The organism is Okeania sp. SIO2F4, from assembly GCF_010672385.1.
Lineage (GTDB): Bacteria > Cyanobacteriota > Cyanobacteriia > Cyanobacteriales > Microcoleaceae > Trichodesmium.
The window spans coordinates 1-1975 of sequence record NZ_JAAHGT010001277.1 but is presented as its reverse complement, the minus strand read 5'-3'; the positions used below and the strand labels follow the sequence as shown (position 1 = coordinate 1975).

General features: G+C 35.3%; 2 protein-coding genes. Both read left to right on the top strand.

Annotation, left to right across the window (positions count from 1 at the left end; all coding sequences use genetic code 11):
• Nucleotides 1–190: hypothetical protein (locus tag F6K22_RS39640; protein WP_293110527.1), on the top strand; the 190-nt coding region annotated here is incomplete at its 5' end.
• Between the two features lie 102 nt (nt 191–292).
• Nucleotides 293–1654 (top strand): PrsW family glutamic-type intramembrane protease, encoded by a 1362-nt coding sequence (locus F6K22_RS39635; RefSeq protein WP_293110526.1) that lies wholly within the window; start codon nt 293–295, stop codon nt 1652–1654.
• Nucleotides 1655–1975: the final 321 nt, after the last annotated feature.

The window sequence follows — 1975 nt, the reverse complement described above, 5'->3', positions numbered from 1 at the left end:
TCCTAAATCAAGTTTGTTTTTGGGTGGGTCTTGTATAGCAGCGATCGCAGCAGTTGGCTCTGTTTTTGAGTTATCCTCTGGGGAACCAGAACTAGGTAGTTTAGTAACAGGGGTAATTCTGAGTTTGAGTATACCTCTAGCAGCCTTACTTTTTTATTTAGCAATTCAAGACGCTAAAGCAAATCAGTAAAAATTCAACAATGAACAATGAACAATTAACAATTAACAATTTTGCATTGATAATTGCTCATTGCTCATTAATAATTATTTTGACTACCAAGTATCTGAAAAAATGGCATTTTTGCGACAACTGTCTACAAAAAGGTTATGTGAGAAAATACTCATAAAGAAGTACCTGTCTGAGACAGAAGAGGTAACCCTAGGACGCGATCCCACCTGTCAAATTGTCCTAGAGACAAAAATGTATAGGATGGTTTCTCGCCGTCATGCACTAATTCGTCTTCAGGCTGAACAGACCACGACGAATAGTTTAAGATGGGAGATTTGTGACTTAAATAGTGTCAATGGTACTTATATTAATGGACAAAAACTACAAGAATGTCAAATTTTACAGGTGGGCGATCGTATTCGTCTGGGCTACAATGGGCCAGAATTTATCTTTGATAATCTATCCAACCAAAAATCAACCCCATCAGTATCACCACCACTAGTAAACCTTAATCCACCTCCTGTCAATTCTGTTGCTGATGTTGAAGTTGAAGATACTGACTCGATAACTTTAACACAGTTATTTCCGATTGCCTCTACAGGAAAACAATTAGCTAAAAAAGCTTATCTTTATCCGGGTATTATTACTGTAATTTTTGTTGTTTTAATGTTTTTAACAGTGGGTAATGCAGGAGCTTTTAATGTACTGCTGGCAACTTATATTGCTAGTGCAGCTTATTACTTCGTTTATCAACTTTGTGGCAAACAAAAACCTTGGTGGGTATTATTTGGAGTAGCTTTAACAACTGTTTTAATTTTATTGAGTCCAATTCTCACGGTTTTTATTGGGGTATTTCGTATTATACTTCCTGGGGATATATCAGTAAATCCTCAAGAAGTGGGATTTTTTGATTTCCTAATCAGGATGTTTTTTGGAGCCGGATTAATGGAGGAATTGCTCAAAGCATTACCTGTATTTTTAGCATTATTAATAGGTGGTAATTTACATTCTCCTTGGCGAAATAAAATAGGTGTTTGGGAACCTTTAGATGGAATTTTATTAGGAACAGCTTCAGCGGTAGGATTTACTTTATTAGAAACTCTTGGGCAATATGTTCCAAGTATTGTGGATAGTGCTAGTCTACAATTGGGGGTAGATGCGGGTGAATTGGTAGGATTACAATTGTTAATTCCAAGAATTTTAGGTTCGGTTGCCGGGCACATGGCTTATAGTGGTTATTTTGGTTATTTTATTGGATTAAGTGTTCTAAGACGTCGTAATAGTTGGTTGATTTTAGGAGTTGGTTATTTTACTGCCTCTATTCTTCATGCTTTATGGAATGCTTCTGGAGTTTTGAATATATTTCTTTTGGCATTTGTGGGAGTAGTTTCTTATGCTTTTTTAGGAGCTGCTATTTTAAAAGCGAGAGTTCTTTCTCCTACAAGGAATGAAAATTTTGCGACTCAGGCTATAGTTAATAAATGAAATTTTTCTAGGGAGTAGGGAGTAGCGAGTAGTAATTCGGGAAACAGAAAATAGAAAATAAAAGAAATAGTTTTGATCATAAACTTACATTCTGCACTTCAAAATGTAATATCAAGTGCAAGTAGTTAATAGTCAGTAGTCAATAGTTAGGGTTTGCTGAAAAAGTATTTTTGCTCTTTGTAGTAGTCAGTAGTCAGTAGAAATAGGAATTTAGAGGAGGTAGGAGTAAGAATTGTTCCTCAATTTCTCTGTCCAACTCTTGTCTAAAACACTAACATTTTGAGGCTTTTCAACTCAAAATATCCCACTTTTTTAATACTA